Consider the following 21,762-nt stretch of genomic DNA (forward strand, 5'->3'; position numbering starts at 1 on the left):
TTTTACCTCTTTAGTTTATAAATTTTTGCCGCCCCGTCAAGTATGACTGGTTCAAAAATTTTTGGATCGTACCTTTCAAGCACAAAAAGCTGTATATAAGTGCTATCTAAAATACTCTCATCAAGGATGATAAACCTACCGTAATCCCTCATAAAAATGACAGAAATATTTGAGCTTTCGTTATTTTTATACTCTTTGACATTTAGCTTGCCAGCCTCGTTATAATCAGTCTCTATGAAAGATCTTAGCGGCAAGACGTTATTTTCATAGATCAAATTTGTGACATCACTTGTTAGAGTAAATCCACCACTTAGCCTGATGCCATTTTCGTTTTGTGAGATCGCTCTTGTGACGATAAAAAGTCCGTTGTTTAAATTTTTACCACTTTTTAGATCGATCTTACTAAATTGCAAAATGGTCGGAAAAATACTAAGCATCCTATCTGGCAAGTAGTAGTAAATATCCCTAGTCTTTGCTGGCAGGCTAAAATTCGCCTCTTTTATATCACTAAAAAACTGATCAATGCTTGCGTTTCTCTCTTTTAAAATTTGAGCCAAGTTGCCGTTAAATCTCTCCTTGAAATTTCGCTCTGTGTACTCAACATCAAGCCTTGCCATATTTGCCGAGCTCATCTCGTCGCTTCCAAGCGCAAAGCTCACGGCAAAATTTTCACGTCCAAGGTGCTTTCCGCCGTCAATGAGCGTCTTAACATCGCTGTAATATCTGATCGGATATCCATAGTCCCACCACGCAACCACGTAGTCCTCGCGTCCTGCGATGCCTTTTAGCTTATTTAAAATTTCAACCTCTTTATTTACAAAGACTGGCTCAGCCTTGTAGCCATAGATGTGAATGAGCGCTGGAGCAAGCACGAGAGCCGCTATGAACGCTCTTATAAGATTTAAAACAGCCCCTTTTAGCTTTAAATTTGCAAGTACAAACTCTACTAAGTAGCCAAAGCCAAGCGCCATGATAGGCACGGCGTAAATGGTAAATCTAAGGCCGCTTTTAAAGGCTAAAAAGCCAAGTGCGAGCATGCCAAGCGAGACTGCAAATGAGCGGTGCTTGTAGCAAAAAAGAGCGACGCCAGCAAGCGAGATCAAAAACGTGATGACATTTGCGCTGATCCTCTCGCAAAATAGCGTAAAATCAACGACGCTTGACTCTTGGATAGTTTGATTGACATTAAAAAAGTGAAAGCTCATGCCTCCAACTTCAGGCGCATCCCTAAAGACGTAAAATTTAAGCTGAAAGATTATCGGATTTAGTCCGCCACGAATTACAAAAACAATAAAAACAACTGCCAAAATACCAAGAGCAAATTTTAAATTCATCACCTCTTTTTTAAAAAGACAAAACGCATAAATAGCGATGACAACGATAAATTTAAGAGTAAGATCAAGGTTTGAGATAGCAAGTAAAAGCAGTGAAATTTCAAGATAAAAAAGTGGGTTTTTCCTATCAAAAATGAGCGTGTAAAGTAAAAATAGCCCAGTTAAAATGCTAATAAGCGAAAAGGCGCTCGCATACCACCACATGTAAATAAGCACGCTCAAAGGCGCGATTATTAGGCTCTTTGCATCCTTTTTCTCAAGCACTCTAACAAGCCCCCAAACGACAAAGACACTAAGTGGGATAATGAGCATGTCGGTGTCGTAGTATCCTGCCATCGTGCGGTTGTAGTAGCTATTTGCGACCACTGCAAGAAGTGCGGCGATAAAGCCAGCAAATTTTAGCTTATACTCATTTGCGATTAAGATAACTGGCACAGCGACAAGCGATGAGAAAAATACGCTCATATAAATCATCGCCGTCTCAAGCTTGACACCTAGAAATTTCACGATCCAGTAAGTAAGCGTTGAGAGCGGATAGCCGTAGTAGCTAAGGTCGTTTTCTTGGTGAAAGCCAGCCAGCATGTCCCTTGCACCCTCGGCAAATGCGTAGCCGTCGTTTGTGCTGATCATCAGCTCGTTGTTCCAGAAAAAGACTGGATATTCACTCGCCCAAAAGACCCAGTAAAGCCTACAAATCACACTAAAAAGGACTGCGATAAATATCATCAAATATAAAGAGTAATTTTTAAAAAACAAATTTCTATTCATTAGGATTTTCCAAAAAATTTATAAGCTTGCTCGCTATATTTTCACTATCAAAAAATTTAGCCCGATTATACGCAACATTTTCAAAATTTTGCCTTATTTCAGGCGCATTAAGCACCTTTATCATCGCCTCTTTCATCGCATTTTCGTCATCAACTGGTACCAAAATACCAAACTCACTCTCGCCCAAAAGCTCCTTTGCGCCGCTCTTGTGCTCAGTTGAGATGATAGTTTTTTCGCACGCTAGCGTCTCTAAAAGGACATTTGAAAAGCCCTCAAAACGCGAAGCACAAAGCAAGCAAGAAGCATTTTTTATATGTTTAAATGGATTTTTATCAGTGCCAAGAAGCTTTACTCGCTCACCGACATTGAGCTTATCTATCAAATTTTGAAGTTCATCTTTTAAGGGCCCTTTGCCTAAAATTCCAAGCGTTGCACGAGGGTCATTAATAGAGGCGATTATTTTTATCAGCATGGCTTGATTTTTACCGCTATCAAGGCGGCCGATGTTTATGAAAAATGGCTTAAAATCGCCATCAAGTGGCTCATCTTTTAGCAAATTTATAGTTTTTAGATCAAGGGCGTTATAAAGCACCTTTGTTTTTGCCTCACTCATGCCAAAATTTTGTACCAGATCCTCTTTGTTGCCAAGTGCATTTGCAAGGATGAGATCAGCCTTTTTATAAAGATGAGTGAGTAAAAATTTATTAACCCTGCCGCTTAGATCGTTTTTATATAAGATAGATGGACAGCTTCGCTCGCTGATAACTAGCCTCTTTTTAAAGCCCAAAATTCTAGCTATTGCAGCGATATAGCAAGGGCGGTTCATCAGCACAAACTGCGTATCGATGTCTAAGTTTTGACAAAGCTTTTTATACTTAAAGGCAAGCATTGGCATCGCCAAAAAGAGCCTTGCAAGCTTCTTTAGCCCGCTCTCGTAAGGATCGCTATTTTCTATAAAGTGGATCTGCACCTCGCTTGGGATCTCATAAGCGATGACCTTGCTCATCAAGATGAGATGAACTTCATAACGCTTAACCAAAAATGGCAGTAAATTTGCCACATTTCGCTCAGCCCCGCCAGGTCCCATCGAGTATAAAAAAACGGCTAATTTTTTCACTTATCAACAACCTTTTTTATAAATTCTCGCCACTGCTTGATGATATTTTCTTTGCTAAATAAATTTGCACTTTCGCTGGCGTTTCTTGATAGTTTTTGCCTTAAATTTTCATCTTTTAAAAGCATTTCAAGCTTATCTTTTAGATCATTTGCATCGCCATTTTTAAAGATAAGCCCGTCTATGCCGTCATTTATAAGCTCTCTTGCGCCCACAGTGTCGCTACTTAGCCTAGCGCAACCAAAAGCGCCTGATTCGATTAGCACATTTGAAAGTCCCTCGCTTCTTGAGCTAAGAGTAAAAATTTTTGCCTCACTATAAAGCTTGCTAACGTCGCTAATATGACCTAAAAATTTGACGTTAAGCCCTAAATTTGACGCCATTTGCTTTAGCTCGGCTTCTTGCCTACCACTACCTGCGATCTTTATCTCCCAGCCATCAAGCAAGTTCTTATCCACCTTGCTAAGCGCCTCAAAATAGATATCATAGCCCTTTACCGCCTCCAGCCTAGCCACGCTTAAGATAACGTTTTGCTTCTCGCAAATTTCAGGCACATCGATAAAAAGTGGATTGTGGATGACCTCGCGGTTTTTGGCAAATTTATAGTAGTCGTAGTCATTTTTACTTAGCAGGCTTAGGCCATCTACAAATTTATAGGCAAGATCACGCATAGCGCTTGCGACCTTGCTTTTTAAGTAGCTATGCTCGTGATGCTCGGTTGCTATTAGTTTGCTCCTTAGACCAGCATTTGCCAGCACACAAGCGACGTTTGTCCAGTCGATAAAGCTCATTATAAGATCAGCTTTTTGCTCTTTTAAAAGCGCTCTAAGGGCGAGGATTTTTTTAAATTTTAAAGCGATACCTGAACCAGTGACGTTAAGATTTATGATATTTATTTTTTCATTAAATTTATAAAGTCCAAGGTCCTCTTCAAGCAGGGCGATAGTGATCTCATTGTCTTTGCAAAGCTCATTTGCAAGCACGTTTAGCACTCGCTCAGCTCCACCATTTCTAAGAGCCGCGATGACAAAAAGAATTTTCACTTCACACCTCCAAGCCTTAAAAGCTCTAGCCATTTTTTATAAATTTGCTCCACGCTAAACTCATCAAGTCTATTCCTTGCATTTTTGGCAAATTCGCCCATTTTTGCTTCATCTTGCAGCAAATTTGCAAGTTTTTCGCTCATCTGCTTAGCGTCATTTATCTCGCAAAGCAAGCCATCAAAGCCATCTCTTATAAGCTCTTTTGCCCCGCTAGTTCTTGTCGCAACCCGCACACAGTCGTAGTTTATCGCCTCTATCAAAGTGTTTCCAAGACCCTCGAAATTTGAGCAAGAGAGCAGCACCTTTGCCCTTTTATAAAGCGAGGCGATGTCGCTAACATTGCCTAAAAACTCTACCTCAGCGCCCAAGCTTTTAGCTAAATTTTCTAAATTTGCCCTCTCGCCACCATCTCCAGTAACGGCAAATTTATAGCTACTTTGCTTTAAGTTTGCAGCCACTCTTACAAACATTTCGCAGTTTTTTATCTTATTTAGCCTGCCAACAAATATGATCAAATTTTCTTTGATAAGGCTCTCGTCGCAGGCCTTTTCAAAGAGTGGGTTATAAATTTTCATCACATTTTTGCAAAATTTAGAGTAGTAGCCAAGATCTTCGTCGCTTAAGACGCTAAGTGCATTTGCAAATGGGTAGCTAAGGCGTCTTAGTACCTTAAAAATGGCTCTTTTTGGCGCAAGATAGTTTGTGTGCTCGCTTATAATTATAGGCGTTTTTAGACCGGTTGAACTAAAGAGCACCAAGGTATTTACGGCGTCTAAAAACGATATCACAGCGTCAAATTTGCCCTCTTGTATGAGCGCTCTTAAGGCAAGCACCTTTGAAACTCTCTTTTTTAAATTTCCAACCAAGCCAAGCTCATCAGCCCCAACGCCTAAATTTATGAGCTTCACGCCACTTGCCAGCTCGTAAAATGGCTCGTCCTTGTCAAATTTAACAAGGCTTACATCATGATCCATGCTAAATCTTGATGCGATCACCGCGCAAACTCGCTCCGCACCGCCACTTCTAAGCGTTGATGTGACAAATAATATCCTCATACGCCAAACCTTTGTTTTATCTTCACTCTAAGCCTTGAGAGTGCTGGTAAAATGCCACTTGGAAGCGGGCTAAGCAGTAAAAAAATAAACGCTTCTTTACTAAATTTAATGCTAAGACTTTTAAAAATGCAGCTTAGCATCAAGCCATATTCACCTGCTATTTTGGCGTAGTAAGCGGCATTTTTATACTGCATAGCTAAAAATTTTGGCTCATTTTTTATAGCAATGTCGTAGTGTAAATTTGCTGTTTTGATGTAAGCGTTTGCCACATTTAGCGCGTGTTTGCCGGCATTTAACGTCACACTATCGCTTCTTGCGATACGGTAGATATAAAGTGGCTTTTTAAGATAGAAGACATTTTTTTCAAAAAAGCGGATATAAAGCTCATTTTCGCCGCCAAAACTACTCTCATCAAACCTAAAGCCGTCTATAAATTCACGCGAAAAAAGCTTAAAATACTCGCCATTTATCCGCCCGCAATGATAATCAACCTTACTCATCGCCCCACTCTTGTTATATGGGCTTCTACCAGCTATCATCTCGGTCATCACGCCATCTTTTTCACAGATCGCGTCTGCAAAAACGCACGAATACTCGCCACTTTTTAAAATTTCATAGCACTCAGCAATCGCCTCAGGTAAAAGCTCATCGTCATCGTCAAGCAAGCAGACAAACTCGCCTGTTGCGTTGTCAAAGCCGTTATTTTTGTTGCCATTTGGGCTCTTTTTGTGAGCGCTGTTTTTTACAAATTTGATCCTAGCGTCGTTAAAACTCTTGCAAATTTCACTCGCACTCTCGTCATCGCCGTCATCGGTTACAACTATTTCTAAATTTTTATAGCTTTGAGCTAGAGCGCTTTTTATGGCCTTTTTTAAAAGCTCTGGACGCTTGTAGGTAGCTGTTACTATGCTGATTAATGGCTCGCTCATTTAGCCCCTTTTAAAAATTCTCTCATAGCCCTGAAGCTTTTCAAGCCGTGAGAAAAGTATAAATTTAATTGTTTTTATATAGGCCTTTAAATTTGCGCTGTATCCCCTCTCAAGGCGCTCACCCTCGATGTTTGAGCCACTAAGATCAGTTGGATGCGCAAAAAGGTCGCAAAAATACATCTGCATATCATTAACGCCGAGCAAATAGTCCCAAACATCGGTCGTGCAAAGCGCACGTTTGTGAATTTCAAGCAAATTTTTAGCACTTTTTTTAGTTAGCACATAAGCCCCTGCTCTATAAATGCTTGAAAATGAGTGCTTAGAAACCTGCCAAAGTGGCCTACTTAGGCTAGTATCCACCTTTTTGCCAAAGGCGCTAAACCTGCCCTCCAGCCCATCTTGCATGCCGCATATCAGCACACTATTTTCAGGCATCTTACTAGCTGCTAAAAAGGCCTCTTTTATGGCCAGATCACTCCCTATCACGTCGTCTTCAAAGATGAGGGCAAATTTAGCCTCACTTGCCAAAAATGCCTCGTAGGTCTTCACATGCGAGAGCGAGCAGCCAACCTCTGCTGGACTTAAAACCTTGCCGTAAGCTTTAAATGATGGCGAAATAATCTTATAGTACTCCCTTGCGTTTAGCTCCCTGCCATCAACTGCGTCTATTAGCTTAAAGCTATCATAAGAGCTAAATTTCTGCTGCAAAAGCTCGCGTCTTTTGGTGTCTTTAGCCAAAGAGATCAGATAAATTTCATTCATTTAAGACCTTTTAAATTTTTTTAAAATTTTACGCCAGACTATGTCTCGCTCGTAAGCATTAAAAAATAAAAAATATCCCAAAACATAAGCTGCGCCGGCGTAGATCGCAGCAAAGATAGCAAATTTTAGCCAGTTATCTAGGCTCACAAAGTCCTTGCAGGCAAACATCGCAAGCACGCAGAGCGCAAAAACGGCTAAATTTTTAAAATAAACCCCGTAAAACGTGGTGAGTTTTACCTCTAAATTTAAGGCGGCATTTATGAGGTCAAAGCCGAGAATTCTTATGCTATAAAAAACGGCTGCGACGATGACGATGCCATAAACTCCGTAGTCACTAAATTTAAGCAGTGCGATCTGCGCTATGATCGTGCTAACGCCAAGGATAGTGTTGGCAATGGCTGGTCGGCGAAGCTTGTTTGTCGCGCTATCAAGGTTAAAAAGCGAAAAAACAAAGCTGATAAAGACGATCGGCACTAGCGTTATCATCGAGACGTTGTAGATAAATTTGACCTCATCTGCGCTCTTAAAAGGTAGCCAAAGCGTGTAAAAATCAAGCCCAAAAACGACGAAAAATGCGGCCGGAGCGCTCATCACAAAGGCGATCACCTTCATCGAAAATTTAGCCTCTTTTATGAGGTCTGTGATCAAATTTTTAGAGTAAAGCTCGACAAATTTTGGCGCAAAGATACCACTAAGCTGCGCTACGAAGCTCTCCAGTATGATAGGGGCGGCCTTGGCGACTGAAAGAAGGCCAGTGGCGTTTGCACTTACAAAAATGTTGCAGATAAATAGGTCCATGCCTGTTAAAAGTATGCGGTTTAGCGCATTAAAGCTGTTCCAAATGCCAGAGCTTAAAAGCTCTTTGATCTTAGAAAAGTCAAATTTACTAAGGCTAAATTTTAGCTCTGGCGTGATGCGAGCTGACATAAAAATGGTGCTAAAAAAGACAAAAAGGCTAGCAACTAGCGCTGAAATGGCGATGTATAAAATGAACGGATTAAAAAAGAAAAAGAGCGCCACGATGAGAGCTGCTAGGATCGCGCTTGAGATGGCGTTTCTGATGGAGAGTAGGTAGAGCTTATTTGTCACAAAGGCACAAACCGTCAAGACACCGTTAAATAGGCCGACACAGAAATTTATAAAGTAAAAAACAAGGGTCATTCTCACATCAAAGAGTAAATTTTCAGGGACGTTTAAAAAGCTTTGCAAATTTAGTATGAAAACAGAGCTAAGCACCACGACAACGGCGCAAAAAAAGATATTTACAACAAGCACTGATGAGTAGTAGGTGTTTGCAAGGCTTAGATCTTTTTTGTGCCACGCATGAGCGACAAAGCGCCCACTGACCGAGTTTATGGCTACACTCACGACCGCTGCGTAGCTTACGATGGCGTTACTAAGCCCCACAAAGCCAAATGCCTCGTTGCCAAGACTTTTTAAGATAAATGGCGTAAGAAAGAAATTTATGCCCATTGATACGACAAAAACGACGATTGAGCTTATTAGATTGATCAGCATTAGACTTTTAACCTATAAATTTTTACACCACTTGAGATGACAAATGGCTCAAAGTATCGCTCGTCTGCTCGCTCAAATATAAAAAGCTGCACAAGAGATGAGTTAAAAGCATTTTCATCAAGCAACAATATCCGCGCATAATCTTCCAAAAAAATGACATAAATTTTAGCATTTTCATCTACGATTTTTTCATCTATTCGCAAATCTCTTCCAGATCCTTTTACCTTATAAAATGATTTTATAGCTATTTTCTCACCGTTATGCATGATAAATTTTTGTTCATTTGTAGGCAAAGTATAACCATCTCCAAGGTCGATACCAGCTTCGCTAACGCCATTTAATGCACTAACATGATAAAAATACTCTTTTTGCCTTTTACCAGTTGTAATGTCGATATAGCTATATCTAAAGATATTTGGTGCAATGTCAATCATATTAGGCACAAGATAGTAATAAACCGCCTTCTTTGCCACCGGCTGAGAAAAATTTTCACTCTCAAGCTGGCTCAAAAAAGTATTTATATCGCTTGTGTTGTAGTCTTTTAAAATTTTATCTATTGGCCTTATATTTTGCCCAAGCGAGATGTCATTATACGTAACTGCCACTCTTGCAAGTCTAGCCGAAAATGTCTCATCTTTTCTCAAAGCAAGGCTAACAAAATAATTATTTTCGCCACCTTGTCTACCAGGATCGTTTAAAGTCATAACATCAGCAAAATATCTTATAGCATACCCGTAATCCCACCATGAAAATACATAATCATCGCGCTTTGTGACCTTTTTGAGCCCATCAAGCGCTACTGCTTCATCACGGCTAATTACAGTCTTTGGCCTATATGAATAAGCAAAATCTAAATTTATAGCAAGAGCGGCTACGGCAAAAACTAAAAATGATAAATTTTTAATAGATTTTCTAAGATCAAATAAATTTAAAAAAAAATGCAAGAAATACCCAAAACCAAGCGCAACAAGTGGTGTTACGTACATAACAAATCTAACTCCGCTAAAAAAAGAGAGGAGTCCAAGTCCAAGCATTGGCAATGTAAGTAAAAATGGACGAAATTTAAAGCAAAGTAGCAAGTATCCAATAATAGCTGCCAGTAATATAAGAATATTTCCTGACATGAAATATATAAAATACAAATGGCTAGCACTTTTTACTTCGCTGATGAAATTATGCTCATTTATAAAGTGAAATTTATCGCTAAGAATTTCATTGCCTTTAAAAACATAAATACCCATTTTTGAGGTAATGAAATCAAAACTACCAAAATAGATAAAAATAGCTAGCATTAAAGTAAGAAAAATGGCTAAATTTCTAGCTGAGAGTAAATTTTTATATTTGCAAAAAAGAGAGAAAAATAAAGCAATAACTGCTAAATTTAAAATCAAAATTTTATTTGCTATTAGTGGATCTTTAGTAAAAACATTTGAGCTTACAATGCTTATAAATATAAAAAATATCGCTTGATAATTTTGCAATCTATCTCGCATAAAAACTAGCGTATATAGTAAAATCATAAAGAAAATACTTAAAATAAGTGCATATGAGCTTTGATACCACCAAAGATAAAGCGATACAAAAAGGCTCGGCAAAACGATAAATTTTTGTTCATTTGTGTTTAAAAGCCTGATCAAAAAATAGATGATAAAAAGCGCAAATGTGACATTTAACATGTCGCTATCAAAATATCCAGGCGATGTCCTTGAAAGATAGCTTGGCAAGATAACGCTCATAAACGCTGCCACAGCCCCAGCTTTTAGCGCCTTAAACTCATTTGATATTAAAATGACTGGAAGTGCAATAAGAGGAGCTAAAAAGATACTCATGTAAAACATCACGCTTTCGATCTTAAAAGGAAAAATTTTGCAAATATAAAAAACTATGGTTGAGATTGGGTGATTAAAGGGGCTAAAGTCATTTTGCTGATGAAAGCCAGCCAGCATATCTCTAGCGCCCTCTGCGTAATAATATGCGTCATTTGTCGTAAGCATAAATTCGCCATTAAAGTAAAACTCTGGCATATCCTTTGCCCACAATACCCAGAGCATCCTAGCCGCAAATCCAAACAGATAAGCAGCCAGAAATATAAGTAAAATTTTACAATTTACGCTTACTTTGTGCACTAAATTCCTTACAGCCTAGCGTCAGCCTCTGGGTAGATATTTTTTATATCGTAAACTAAATGGCCTTTTAAATTTAGCTTTTTAAACTCATTGTGAGCTACGGCGATCACGATGCAGTCGTAGTCATCTAGGTTATACTCTTTTACTAGATCAAAACCGTACTCGTGTTTTACCTCAGCACTATCAGCCCAAGGATCAGTCACATCGACCTTGCAGTCAAAGTCTTTTAACTCATCAACTACGTCTATAACGCGAGAATTTCTTATATCTGGGCAGTTTTCTTTAAATGTCATACCAAGAACAAGCACGCGCGCTTTGTTGATAAGCACGCCTTTTCTTATCATTAGTTTTATAACCTGATCAGCTGCGTATCTGCCCATATCATCGTTGATACGGCGGCCTGCTAGGATCATTTCAGGATGATAGCCTACCTCTTGAGCTTTGTGAGTGAGGTAGTATGGATCTACGCCGATGCAGTGCCCACCAACTAGACCTGGGCGGAAATTTAAGAAATTCCACTTAGTACCTGCAGCCTCAAGCACGTCGATAGTGTTGATGTGAAGCTTTTCAAACAGCATCGCAAGCTCGTTTATAAAGGCGATATTTATATCACGTTGAGTGTTTTCGATGACCTTTGCAGCCTCGGCTACCTTGATACTTGAGGCCTTATGAGTGCCAGCTGTGATGATCGAGCGATAAATTTCATCAACCTTGTCAGCGATCTCTGGGGTTGAGCCACTTGTGATCTTTTTGATCTTTGTAACAGTGTGCTCTTTATCACCTGGATTTATACGCTCTGGTGAGTAGCCGCAGAAGAAGTCTTTGTTAAATTTAAGCCCACTTTTTTCAAGAAGTGGCACGCAAATTTCTTCTGTAACGCCTGGATAAACGGTGCTTTCATACACGACGATATCGCCCTTTTTAAGCACTTTTGCCACACTCTCAGTCGCTTTTACGACTGGAGTTAGATCAGGGCGCTTGTTTTTATCTATTGGAGTGGGGACGGTTACGATAAAGAAGTTGCAACTTCTAATATCATCTAAATTTAGGCTAAATTTCATGCCATTATCGATTGCTTTTTTCATCTGCTCGTTGCTAAGTTCAAGCGTTCTATCATAGCCACTTTTAAGCTCTTCTATACGTTTTGCATTTACATCAAAGCCTACTACTTCGTACTTTTCGCTAAAAGCTGCTGCTAGTGGAAGTCCCACATATCCAAGTCCTACTACTGCTATTTTCATTTACTTTTTCCTTTCTTTTTTGCTTCTATCTTTTTTACGCGTTCATACATTCTTATTTCCGCACTTACACCTTTTGGAGTTATGATCCTAATAGGGCTAACGCCTGGTAAAATTTTAGTAAATTCATAATAAACCCACCTCTTTTTCTTTCTTCCGTCCTTGCAGAGCACCATCGTTTGCGCTAGCTCATCTCCGCCGCTAAATTCGTAATAAACCCCGCTCGCGTCCTCTTTTTCCTCGAGCTTTCCGCCTAGCAAAAAGGCGAAGTTGCAGTCGATTTCTATTTCTTTAAAAAACGCGACTTCGTATTTAAAATAATCAGGCGGCATCTTTGAGATAGGTAGCTCAAAAATATTTTCCTCGGTTTTAGTCGCATTTTCGCCTGCCAAAAGTGCAAAGGGAAGCATGCAAGCTGCGATAAAAAGTAAAATTTTTCTCATGCCTTTACTCCGATTTGAAAATACTTAAATCCATGCTCAGCTAAAATTTTAGCGTTGTATTGGTTACGTCCGTCAAATATAACGGCATTTTTTAGCCTCTCTTTGATCTCCATAAAATCAGGCGATCTAAACTCACTCCACTCGGTTACAAGCACCATAGCATCGGCGCCATTAAGAGCGTCATATTTATTTTTAGCATATTTTACATCTAAATTTGGCATATATTTTTTAGCTTCTTCGCTTGATTTTGGATCATACGCCACCACTTTTGCGCCAGCTTCGTCTAAAAGTTTTATCAAAGTTAGCGAGCTAGCCTCTCTCATATCGTCTGTGTTTGGCTTAAACGCAAGCCCCCAAAGCGCAATCGTCTTGCCCTTTAGATCGCCGCCAAAGAAGTTGTAAATTTTATCAAAAAGCACTCTTTTTTGAGCCTTATTTCTTGACTCGACCGCGTTTAAAAGCTCTGGCTCAAAGCCATTTTGCCTAGCTGTGTAGATGAGCGCCTCGACATCTTTTGGAAAGCAGCTACCACCATATCCGCAGCCTGGGTAGATGAAGCTATATCCGATCCTTGAGTCGCTGCCGATGCCCTTTCTTACCAAATTTACATCAGCGCCCACACGTTCGCAGATATTTGCTATCTCGTTTATAAAGCTTATTTTGGTTGCCAGCATCGAATTTGCAGCGTATTTTGTCATCTCGGCTGACTTTACATCCATACAAATGAGCCTGTCGTGATTTTTCATAAATGGCTCATAAAGCTCTCTCATCACGCTAAAGCCCCACTCGCTGCTAGCTCCGATAACTACGCGGTCTGGCTTTAAAAAGTCCTCGACTGCTGCGCCCTCTTTTAAAAACTCTGGGTTTGAGACTACTTCAAATTTAACCTCTACATTTCTCTTTTTAAGCTCAGCCTCAATCACCTCATACACCTTAGCTCCAGTGCCTACTGGAACGGTTGATTTATCGACTACGATTAGCGGTTTGCTTAAATTTTCTCCGATAGATTTAGCAACTGAAAGCACATATTTTAAATCCGCCTGTCCATCAGCTCCCATAGGTGTGCCAACTGCGATAAATAGCACATCTGCATACTCTAGCGCCTCAGTTATCTGCGTGCTAAATTTAAGCGAGCCATTTTTGTAGCACTCGCTCACGATATCAGCAAGCCCTGGCTCATATATCGGCACGACACCGTTTTTTAGCGCTTCGATCTTTTTTTCATCGACATCGACGCAGATCACGCTGTTGCCCATTTTAGCAAAGCATGCGCCACTCACTAGCCCAACATATCCAGTCCCAATCACAGCTACTTTCATGCTTATCCTTAAATTTTCTTTTCCCACTCAAGGGCAGTTTTTATGATGAGTGCTAGATCGTCTCTTTTTGGCTTCCAGTTTGTTAGCGAGCGTAGTTTGCTTGCGTTTGAGATAAGGATGGCTGGGTCGCCGTTCCTTCTTGGTGCATTTAGCACTTTAAAATTTACCCCACTCACCTCTTTTGCGGTCTCGATGACCTCTTTTACGCTAAATCCTCTACCGTATCCCACGTTAAAAGTTTCGCTGCCATTTTGGCTGATATATTCAAGTGCGTTTATGTGAGCGTCTGCTAGGTCGCTAACGTGAATGTAATCTCTAACGCATGTACCATCTTTTGTCGCGTAGTCATCGCCAAAGATACCCATGCTCTCACGCTTGCCAAGTATAGTTTGCACGGCTACTTTGATAAGGTGCGTAGCGTTTGGATAGTTTTGACCGATAAGCCCCTCCTCATCCGCTCCTGCGACATTAAAGTAGCGAAGTATTGCAAATTTGAAATTTTCATTTGAAGCAGCATAATCTTTAATGATCTGCTCGCTCATAAGTTTGCTTCTACCGTATGGATTTATTGGATTTGTAGGCGTTGTTTCACTAACTTCTGCCACATCTGGCTCACCGTAAACTGCGGCAGTTGAGCTAAATATAAATTTATTTACATTGTAAGTTTTTGCGTATTTTAGCACCCTTGCGACGTTTGCGGTGTTGTTTAGATAGTATTTTAGCGGCTCGCTCATACTCTCAAAAACCTCGATAAACGCTGCAAAATGGATGATCGCATCAAATTTGCCACTTTCAAAAATTTCACTTAGATCATCTTCTAAATTTGCATTTATAAATTTAAAATTTCCGATTTTTTGGAGCGCCTCAAGTGCTTTTTGTGAGCCCTTGCAGAGATTATCGATGATGGTTATCTCATCTTTACCTTGCTTTAAAAGTGCTTTTACTACGTGGCTGCCGATGTATCCAGCACCACCTGTTACTAAAATTTTCAAGTTTAAGCCTTTCGTAAAAAATGGTTAATTTTATCAAAAATAGGGTAAAGCAAAAGTAAAGCAAGGCTTTTGAATAAATTTTAATCTTCTCTAACCCTTAAAAATATTGGAAATCTTGGCTTGCCATTAGCAGTTAAATTTTGAAATTTATATGTGATGATAGAGCCTATCTTTGGAGGATTTTGGCGCTTTTCATCGCTTAGTCCTGAGCCTATTTTAAAGATAGTGCCAGATTTTGGCTCACCAGCTTTTTCTTCGTCATCTTTGCCGCCAAGCGCCCTGCAAGTGAGCGAGCCAGCAAGATTAGCGTATTTGCCGCTGCCTTTATTTATAGCGATTACTTCACACTCGGCATCTTTAAATTTTTTAAATTTAAACGCATTTTTACTTCGTTTTCGCTCGTACGGCGCATTTGGCTCACGCACGACTGCTCCCTCTCCGCCTTTTACAATAATGTCCTCTGTGAATTTTAAAAATTGAGCGTTATCTCGTATTTTTATTTGTTTTATGATGATCAAATTTTCATTTGGCTTATTTTTTAGAAATTTAGCCAAAACTTCAAGCCTATCAAGCAAGCCACCACTTGCCTCAGGCACGTCAAAAACGTGAAATTTAAGCCTATGCCAAGCTTTTTCATCTGGTACTTTATCCATCACTGTTGCTTGAATTTCTTCAAATTTAAGCTCCTTTGCGTAAAGCTCGCCATCGAGTGCAAATTTTGGGAAATTTTTAGTAAAACTTCGCGGTGCATTCAGCTTTTTGCCCTGTCTTGAGAGTAAATTCTCTCCATCCCAGTAGGCACGTACGCCATCAAGCTTCTCGCTAGCTAGCCAGCCACTGACATTTTGATCTTTATACTCGCTAAGGCGCAGCAAATCAAGAGAAAATGCAAAATTTAAAAGGAGTAAAACCGCAAAAATTATTCTAATCAAGCTTTTGCCTTGCAAAAACAATAATCCATATGATCATCTACAACGCCCACACTTTGCAAAAATGCATAGGTGCTAACAGAGCCTAGAAATTTAAACCCTCGCTTTTTTAGCTCCTTTGCCACAAAGTCTGACATAGGCGTAGTGGCTGGCACTTGTTTGATATCTTGATAGTGATTTATGATCTGCTTGCCGTCAAATTTGGAATCAAATTTTCTTAACAAATATCCCCACAAATAGTCATAAAAGCTGCCAAATTCTTGCGTTACGGATAAAAATGCAATGGCGTTTGCAGAAAGCGATTTTAGTTTTAACTTGTTGCGGATCAATCTCTCGTTTTGCATAAATTTCGCTATCTCAGCCTCGCCGTAATGCTTGATCTTCTCTGGATCAAAGCCATCAAACGCCTCTCTCATGGCCTCTCTTTTTTGAAGCACTCCATGCCACGAAAGTCCCGCCTGAAAGCCCTCCAGAACTATCATTTCGAAAAATTTTCTATCATCTTTTATGGCTTTGCCCCACTCATTATCGTGGTAAGCTATATCAAGCTCGCCTTTTGCCCATTCGCATCGCCTCATCTGCGTCCCTTAAATCTTAACTCCGTAAAACTCGCAATACCACTCGACAAATTTAGCCACGCCGTCATTTACTTTTGTGTTTGGCTTGTAGTCAAAGTCAGCCACCAAGTCGCTCACATCAGCAAATGTTGCTGGCACGTCGCCTGCTTGGAGTGGGAGAAAATTTTTCTTGATCTCACGGCCAATCTTTATCTCAACAGCCTTGATGTAGTCCATGAGCTCAACAGGGCTATTATTGCCGATGTTATAGACCTTAAAAGGCGCTTTTGAAATGGCAGGATCTGGGTGTTTCGCATCCCAAGCTGGGTTTGGCTTAGCAGGGTTGTCTATGCATTTAATGATGCCCTTTACGATGTCGTCCACGTAGGTAAAGTCACGCTTCATCTTGCCATAGTTAAAAACATCGATAGTTTTATCTTTAAGCGCAGCATCAACGAACAAAAATAGCGCCATATCAGGGCGTCCCCATGGTCCATACACCGTAAAAAAGCGAAGTCCAGTTGTTGGCACGTTAAATAGATGGCTATAAGTGTGCGCCATCATCTCGTTGCTCTTTTTAGTCGCTGCGTAGAGGCTTATAGGGTGATTGACCCCCTCGTGCGTAGAAAATGGCATATTTTCATTTAGGCCATAAACCGAGCTAGAGCTTGCATAGACTAAATTTTTGATCTCATTGTGGCGGCAGCACTCGAGGATATTCACAAAGCCAGTGATGTTGCTATCGATGTAAGCTTTTGGGTTTATGAGCGAGTAGCGAACGCCAGCTTGTGCAGCCAAATTTACCACTACATCAAATTTTTCTTTGCTAAAAAGCTCTTTCATAGTCTTTTCATCAGCGAGGTCTGCTTTTATAAATTTTAAATTCGGATGTGTTTTTGAGGTGATAAGCTTGCCATAATCTATCTCGCTAGTCTCAAAGCCAGCCGTTTTTAGGCGTGCAAGCTTTAAATTTACGTCGTAATAGTCATTTATCACGTCATATCCGACGACATCATCGCCTCTTTTTATGAGTGCATTTGCCAAGTGAAATCCTATAAATCCAGCTGTTCCAGTTACTAAAATTTTCATATTTTTCCTTTCATTTTTGGCTTATTTTAGTGCAAAAATGTAAATTTACGTATTTAGATCAGGATGATCCCAGGCGTTAAATTCAGCCTTTATGTCATCATTTTCTTGCCCTTTGCAACATAGCCACTCAAGCCCTGCACGTCTTTCCATAACAACCTCTTCGTCAAGTCCAGCAAGCTTTTTGCCATTTATCCTTGCATCTACACACGCCCAGTGGTAGCGATAAACTAGGTCAAGTTTGCTTAAAATTTCATCCAAACTGCGAAGTTTTGAGCGGTTTTTGAGTCCGCCCTCTCTAAAGACATCCATCACAAACTCGCAGTCGCAAATTTTATCCATCTGGCCTATATCTTCAGCAATGCCAAGCGCCCAAAGCAAGATCCAAAGCGACTCATATTTCCAGCCCATATTTACGACTGTTTTCATATCGGCTCTATCCTCAACGACCTCTTTTTCTTTTACACTTAGCCCTTCATAGGCATTACCTAAAAAACTCTTTGCCCATGCCATATTTTCTTTGCCCAAAGAGCCTTCATCACGGATAGTGCAAGCACACATAATCGCTGTAAATGAGCAAACCGCACGAGCAATGATCTCATCAACGCTTCTTGGAGTAACTTCACTATTGTCATACCTTAGCGGCAGACTCTCAAGCACAGCCACGCCCTCTTTTTTTAAAATTTTTATACTCTCATCTTTTCTTTGTTGCGCTGTTTTTGGCATATCCGCACCTTTTTTAAAATATCAAACACTCCCATTTTTATTCAAAAAACTCAGCGTTAAATTTCTCTTCGTTAAAATTTTTACCTAAAAATTTACAGGCTTCGATCATATCAGTTCTTGCTATTTCAAAGCAACTCGTAGCCCCAGGGCTTGGAGTCATATTAAAACTTATGCCATCGCCTGTACTTATCTTACCCTCGCCAAGCTCAAGGCACTTTTTATTACGGTCAATAACTTGCGGTCTTACGCCGCCAAAATTTACAGCATAGCTCAGATCGTTTTCACTTAGGCTTGGTACGATCTTTCTAGCATCTTTTACAAATTCTTTTTTATTGATAAATGGCACTTCAAATAAGAAATTTCTTAAAATATAAGATCTGATGTCGCTATCTTTTAAGAGATTTGTAAAGACTTCAAAGACGTTTTTATCAAATTTTAGGCATTTACAAAAGTCAAAAAAGCTTGAACAGCCGTGGTATCTCTCTAGTTTTGGTATGACTAGGGCTGTTGGTCCAAAGCGAGTGTTGCCATTAGCTAGGATATCTGGATCGCCGTGAAGCGCAGCAAATGGTAGCTTATCGTTTTGCACCATATAGACTTTGCCGTTTAGTAAGCGTTTTTTTGCGAAATAAAAGCTTCCAGCAACGGGCAATGTGCTAAGATGAAGCCCATAACCCATCTTGTGAGCCAAAAATAGCGAGTGTCCTCCAGCATCTACTACAACGTAGTTTGCGGTGATTACTTCGCCATCATTTATCTTTATGTGAAATGTATCGCCCGCCTTTTTTATATCAGTTACTTCTGAGTTTAGGCTGATCTCATAGCCATCTGCGCCTAAATTTAGCGCATTTTGCACAAGTGAGTTTGCTAAGCCGCCAAAGTCCATCGTCGTAAACTGCCCATTTTGCGTGCCTATGGCGATGATGTTTTCTGGCCTCTCATTACCATTTGCGTCAAAAACGACGTTTGGCTCGATTTGTTTTAACTTCTCTTTGTCATAAATTTCAAGGTAAGGAAAAAGCTCTTTAAAACTCTCATATCTCTCTTTCATACGCTCTACTTCGGCATCTCCGATAGCTAGTGCCATCTTTTGATGAGCGAACATATACTTGCCATCAAGATTGTATTTTAGAGCATATTTTACTGGCATATTTGCCACACGAGAGACTTTTTTTGCCTTTTCTAGTGTGTAATTTGTCTCGATATCGCCACAATGAATGGTTTGTGAGTTACCTTTGCCGCTTGAATTTAGAGTAGCCACGCCGTCATATTTTTCTAAAAGTGCGACCTTTTTTATATCGCTAAATGCAGCCAACTCGTAAAAGAGCGCCGTCCCACTAATGCCTGCTCCGACAATTACCACTTCAAAGTGCTTCTGCCTCATTTTTTCTCCCAAAAAAGTTTAGTCGCCAAAATGATACTATATTAATTTTAAAACAAACAGCATAGTTAAAAAAGCTAGAATTTTTATATAAAAGAGAAATTTGGCAAGGCTTTCACCTTGCCTTGAAGTTAAAATTTATAAGATATATTTACCTTAAAATTTCTACCTGACTCCCAGTCTATTGTGTTTTGGTTGCCTGTGTAGTCAGCCATCCTTTGTGACTGCGAAGCATATGCTTTGTTAAATAGGTTATAAATTCCAGCATTTATCTCTAGTCCTTTAAATTTACCACTGCTTGGCGCATAGGTAGCATAGATATCGCTAACTGCATAGCTAGGTATCTTGACATTTTTATCATCGCCAGCTGAGACGGTATTTTTTGATGCAAAGTAAATTAGATTGTAGCCTATTAATGTATCGATCCTTGAAAATGCATACTCTGCATTAAATGTATATTTGTCGCCCTGATCTCGGTAACCGATGATGTTTGAGGTGTAGTATCCACCCCTTGCTAGATTTGCTACCCTATCTTTATACTTTACATTTTGATGAGTGTAGCTAGCAGCTAGGCTTAGTGCGTCTAAATTTAGCCTTGCAAGTAGCTCAACGCCGCTTATATCAGCCCCGCCAGCGTTTATCCTAGCTAAGGTTGGATTTACGCCACCATTTGCTGCGTTGTTATCTACTATTAAATTTTTATATTTTGTCATAAAGTATTTTGCAGAGAGGCTGTACGAGCTAGTTTCACTTATTTCACCTTGATATCTAACGCCCGTCTCATAGCTATTGCCAGTTGTCGCTTTTAGATCTTTATTTGCCGCCCAGCTTAAAGGCCTGCCCCTACTAGTTCCACTCGCCATCATAGACTCCATGACGTCAGGCCCTCTAAAGACCCTCGCATAGCTTGCAAACGCATGCAAGCCTTTAATGATCTCATAATCAAGCGCAAGCGCTGGGGTAAATTCGTTAAATTTATAGGTGTAGCTCTTTACATTTCCAGCCCTGCCATCATAGCTTTTTAGCTCATGGTGCGTATATCTGATGCCTGGAGTAACAGTTAGCGAGTTAAAATTTAGCGCATCTTCTGCATAGATTGAGTAGTTATTTACCTTTTCAGGGTAGTGGTTGTTTGGCTTATTAAAATTTTTACTTTGATAAAACTCAGCGCCGTATCTAAGCGTCTGTGTCAAAGCACCACTCTCGACTACACTTTTAGCCTTTGCGTTTATGCCGTTTGTTTTTACGCCTAAAATTTTTAAGACCGGGTCATCTTTTTTATGCTCGGTATTGTATACCGTTACATCTAAATTTAGAAGATTGCTTGGTTTGTACTCGTATTTTAGCGTTGTAGTATCACGCTCATATTTGCGGTAGTCATCGACATTTGCTCCATTATGCCAGCTACCAAATTCTGCTCTAAATGGATAAATACCTTTAAATTCATTATGCTCTCTTGAGATAGAAATTCTATGTGCATCAAGGAAGCTATAACCAAGCTTTAAAAGATAGCTAAGGTCGTTTCCATCGCCACCTATCTTTCTTTTATTGCCGCTTTTGCCATAGTCGTAGTCTTTGTGATTAATAGCGGCTATAAAGTCAAGTCCCTCAACCGGTGCAGTAAAGAGCATAAGACCTTGAGAAAATTCGCTGTTGTTTGAAGCGTATCCAGTCTTTATCTTTGCACCGATGATCTCACCATCATCAAGCAAGTCTTTTGCGTCAACCGTTTTAAAGGCGACCGAGCCACCAAGTGCGCCTGAGCCATTTACTACTGACCTTGAGCCAACTTCGACATCAACGGCTTTTATAAGATCTGGGTCGATTAGTAAATCGGCGTTGTGGTGAAACGTGTTTCCGTTTTGTTTAGCACCATCTATCGTGATGTTTAGGCCGCGGTCACTAACGCCCCTCATGTAAATTTTTTGATTCATACCGTTTGTTCCGCCTACGTAAACGCCAGGGATGTCTCTCATCACGTCTTTTGCTAGGCCAGCATTTCTGGTTGAAATTTTGATGTCATCAACTCCATATCCGCCACTGCTACTTGTTACCTCAACTCCGCTTAATACGCTCTCGTCTGCCCCATTTGCACAAACTGCTATGCTTGCTGCAAGAGAGAGTTTAAATAAGCTTTTAAATCTCATATTTCCTCCTAATTTGGTTATTAAAGTTACTATTTTAATTTTATAACATAATTTTGAGATTGAATATTATAATTTAAAATATAAATTTTGGGTAAATTTTCGGGTTTTTAGACAAAAATATAAATTATTTTTAAATTTTTAATTGTCCATTAATTTAATTAAATTCCGATATAAAGGACTAAATTAAATAATTTTATCAAAGTAGTAAATAAGGTTAATTTTTAATAGAAAAATTCTTAAATTTTATAGATAATTTTTATCAAAAAAGGCTTAAGAAATCTAAAATAAATTTTAC

Annotated in this window: 18 protein-coding genes; all 18 read right to left on the reverse strand. The window is 39.7% G+C overall.

All coding sequences use genetic code 11. The features are described from left to right. Positions 1–2: 2 nt before the first annotated feature. Positions 3–2,102: an STT3 domain-containing protein gene (locus F3G75_RS02830; RefSeq protein ID WP_149716473.1), complete on the reverse strand. Its 2,100-nt coding sequence runs from the start codon at positions 2,100–2,102 to the stop codon at positions 3–5. Further along, a complete protein-coding gene (pglJ, locus tag F3G75_RS02835) occupies positions 2,095–3,219 on the reverse strand; it encodes an N-acetylgalactosamine-N,N'-diacetylbacillosaminyl-diphospho-undecaprenol 4-alpha-N-acetylgalactosaminyltransferase (RefSeq protein WP_149716474.1) in 1,125 nt (374 codons plus the stop codon). The genes F3G75_RS02830 and pglJ overlap by 8 nt, the downstream gene beginning before the upstream one ends. After that, positions 3,216–4,259 carry a glycosyltransferase gene (locus F3G75_RS02840; protein ID WP_149716475.1) on the reverse strand — a complete coding sequence of 348 codons (1,044 nt, stop codon included), beginning with the start codon at positions 4,257–4,259 and terminating at the stop codon, positions 3,216–3,218. Before F3G75_RS02840 ends, pglJ begins: the two co-directional genes overlap by 4 nt. After that, complete coding sequence (locus tag F3G75_RS02845) at positions 4,256–5,314, reverse strand: glycosyltransferase (protein WP_149716476.1); 1,059 nt, start codon at positions 5,312–5,314, stop codon at positions 4,256–4,258. The genes F3G75_RS02840 and F3G75_RS02845 overlap by 4 nt, the downstream gene beginning before the upstream one ends. Further along, on the reverse strand, positions 5,311–6,243 hold the full coding sequence (locus tag F3G75_RS02850; protein WP_149716477.1) for a glycosyltransferase family 2 protein: 933 nt from the start codon (positions 6,241–6,243) through the stop codon (positions 5,311–5,313). Before F3G75_RS02850 ends, F3G75_RS02845 begins: the two co-directional genes overlap by 4 nt. Further along, entirely contained in the window at positions 6,244–7,005 is a 762-nt protein-coding gene (locus F3G75_RS02855) for a glycosyltransferase family 25 protein (RefSeq protein ID WP_149716478.1), read from the reverse strand. Beyond that, positions 7,006–8,523: an MATE family efflux transporter gene (locus F3G75_RS02860; RefSeq protein WP_149716479.1), complete on the reverse strand. Its 1,518-nt coding sequence runs from the start codon at positions 8,521–8,523 to the stop codon at positions 7,006–7,008. Next, positions 8,523–10,649 carry an STT3 domain-containing protein gene (locus F3G75_RS02865; RefSeq protein ID WP_149716480.1) on the reverse strand — a complete coding sequence of 709 codons (2,127 nt, stop codon included), beginning with the start codon at positions 10,647–10,649 and terminating at the stop codon, positions 8,523–8,525. The genes F3G75_RS02860 and F3G75_RS02865 overlap by 1 nt, the downstream gene beginning before the upstream one ends. Before the next feature lie 8 nt (positions 10,650–10,657). Beyond that, on the reverse strand, positions 10,658–11,890 hold the full coding sequence (locus F3G75_RS02870) for a nucleotide sugar dehydrogenase (protein ID WP_149716481.1): 1,233 nt from the start codon (positions 11,888–11,890) through the stop codon (positions 10,658–10,660). Next, positions 11,887–12,330, reverse strand: coding sequence for an ecotin family protein (locus F3G75_RS02875; protein WP_149716482.1), 444 nt, complete (start codon positions 12,328–12,330; stop codon positions 11,887–11,889). The genes F3G75_RS02870 and F3G75_RS02875 overlap by 4 nt, the downstream gene beginning before the upstream one ends. Then, complete coding sequence (locus F3G75_RS02880; RefSeq protein ID WP_149716483.1) at positions 12,327–13,649, reverse strand: UDP-glucose dehydrogenase family protein; 1,323 nt, start codon at positions 13,647–13,649, stop codon at positions 12,327–12,329. The genes F3G75_RS02875 and F3G75_RS02880 overlap by 4 nt, the downstream gene beginning before the upstream one ends. A gap of 8 nt (positions 13,650–13,657) precedes the next feature. Next, positions 13,658–14,641 (reverse strand): UDP-glucose 4-epimerase GalE, encoded by a 984-nt coding sequence (galE, locus tag F3G75_RS02885; RefSeq protein ID WP_149716484.1) that lies wholly within the window; start codon positions 14,639–14,641, stop codon positions 13,658–13,660. A gap of 80 nt (positions 14,642–14,721) precedes the next feature. Continuing rightward, a complete protein-coding gene (locus tag F3G75_RS02890) occupies positions 14,722–15,570 on the reverse strand; it encodes a DNA ligase (RefSeq protein WP_149716640.1) in 849 nt (282 codons plus the stop codon). Beyond that, positions 15,570–16,148, reverse strand: a complete 579-nt coding sequence (locus F3G75_RS02895; RefSeq protein WP_149716485.1) for a DNA-3-methyladenine glycosylase I — start codon at positions 16,146–16,148, stop codon at positions 15,570–15,572. The genes F3G75_RS02890 and F3G75_RS02895 overlap by 1 nt, the downstream gene beginning before the upstream one ends. A gap of 9 nt (positions 16,149–16,157) precedes the next feature. Then, positions 16,158–17,216 carry an NAD-dependent epimerase gene (locus tag F3G75_RS02900; protein WP_149716486.1) on the reverse strand — a complete coding sequence of 353 codons (1,059 nt, stop codon included), beginning with the start codon at positions 17,214–17,216 and terminating at the stop codon, positions 16,158–16,160. Positions 17,217–17,261: 45 nt separating this feature from the next. Continuing rightward, complete coding sequence (locus F3G75_RS02905; RefSeq protein ID WP_149716487.1) at positions 17,262–17,939, reverse strand: DUF4272 domain-containing protein; 678 nt, start codon at positions 17,937–17,939, stop codon at positions 17,262–17,264. Between the two features lie 37 nt (positions 17,940–17,976). Then, the gene (locus tag F3G75_RS02910; RefSeq protein ID WP_149716488.1) at positions 17,977–19,323 is read right to left on the reverse strand and encodes an FAD-dependent oxidoreductase; all 1,347 of its coding nucleotides are present in this window, start codon (positions 19,321–19,323) and stop codon (positions 17,977–17,979) included. 128 nt (positions 19,324–19,451) lie between these two features. After that, a complete protein-coding gene (locus F3G75_RS02915) occupies positions 19,452–21,467 on the reverse strand; it encodes a TonB-dependent receptor domain-containing protein (protein WP_149716489.1) in 2,016 nt (671 codons plus the stop codon). Positions 21,468–21,762: the final 295 nt, after the last annotated feature.

Source organism: Campylobacter concisus (assembly GCF_902460705.1).
Classification (GTDB): Bacteria; Campylobacterota; Campylobacteria; order Campylobacterales; family Campylobacteraceae; genus Campylobacter_A; species Campylobacter_A concisus_Z.

Coding starts and splice junctions, on each gene's coding strand:
- F3G75_RS02855 (WP_149716478.1), bottom strand. CDS start 7,005: ATGAATGAAATTTATCTGATCTCTTTGGCTAAAGACACCAAAAGACGC.
- F3G75_RS02870 (WP_149716481.1), bottom strand. CDS start 11,890: ATGAAAATAGCAGTAGTAGGACTTGGATATGTGGGACTTCCACTAGCA.
- F3G75_RS02860 (WP_149716479.1), bottom strand. CDS start 8,523: ATGCTGATCAATCTAATAAGCTCAATCGTCGTTTTTGTCGTATCAATG.
- F3G75_RS02880 (WP_149716483.1), bottom strand. CDS start 13,649: ATGAAAGTAGCTGTGATTGGGACTGGATATGTTGGGCTAGTGAGTGGC.
- F3G75_RS02830 (WP_149716473.1), bottom strand. CDS start 2,102: ATGAATAGAAATTTGTTTTTTAAAAATTACTCTTTATATTTGATGATA.
- F3G75_RS02900 (WP_149716486.1), bottom strand. CDS start 17,216: ATGAAAATTTTAGTAACTGGAACAGCTGGATTTATAGGATTTCACTTG.
- F3G75_RS02850 (WP_149716477.1), bottom strand. CDS start 6,243: ATGAGCGAGCCATTAATCAGCATAGTAACAGCTACCTACAAGCGTCCA.
- F3G75_RS02895 (WP_149716485.1), bottom strand. CDS start 16,148: ATGAGGCGATGCGAATGGGCAAAAGGCGAGCTTGATATAGCTTACCAC.
- F3G75_RS02845 (WP_149716476.1), bottom strand. CDS start 5,314: ATGAGGATATTATTTGTCACATCAACGCTTAGAAGTGGCGGTGCGGAG.
- F3G75_RS02915 (WP_149716489.1), bottom strand. CDS start 21,467: ATGAGATTTAAAAGCTTATTTAAACTCTCTCTTGCAGCAAGCATAGCA.
- F3G75_RS02905 (WP_149716487.1), bottom strand. CDS start 17,939: ATGCCAAAAACAGCGCAACAAAGAAAAGATGAGAGTATAAAAATTTTA.
- F3G75_RS02910 (WP_149716488.1), bottom strand. CDS start 19,323: ATGAGGCAGAAGCACTTTGAAGTGGTAATTGTCGGAGCAGGCATTAGT.
- F3G75_RS02875 (WP_149716482.1), bottom strand. CDS start 12,330: ATGAGAAAAATTTTACTTTTTATCGCAGCTTGCATGCTTCCCTTTGCA.